Annotated in this window: 1 protein-coding gene; it reads right to left on the bottom strand. The window is 63.3% G+C overall.

Features of this window, described 5'->3' with window-relative positions:
• The coding region (locus NE591_RS13480) for a C69 family dipeptidase (RefSeq protein ID WP_256156890.1) at positions 1–238 on the bottom strand (238 nt) is incomplete at its 3' end.
• Between the last annotated feature and the right edge of the window lie 94 nt (positions 239–332).

Raw genomic sequence — 332 nt, forward strand, 5'->3', positions numbered from 1 at the left:
CCCACACGCCGTTGGTCGGGTCGGCGTTGGGCGTGCAGGTGTAGCGCAGGGGGTTGTCGGGCAGCTCGATGGTCAGGTGGCTGGCTACTCCCGTGTAGGTGCGTGGCTGATCTTCCGGCATGACCACGATCATCTTTTTCGGATCGAACGAGAAGTCCTCGCCGTCCTCGTTGCGGGCGACGATGGTGGAGCCGTCGTTGGTGGCGCGGCGGCCCATGAGAAGCGTTGTGCAAGCCATGGTGTCTCCTTGGTTGAGGGATAGTTCCTGATCTCATGGTGGCCCTGCAAAACGCCCGCCCGCAGCTCGCGGGCAACTTGTTCGGAGACCGTTG

The organism is Adlercreutzia sp. DFI.6.23, from assembly GCF_024462535.1.
GTDB lineage: Bacteria > Actinomycetota > Coriobacteriia > Coriobacteriales > Eggerthellaceae > Adlercreutzia > Adlercreutzia rubneri.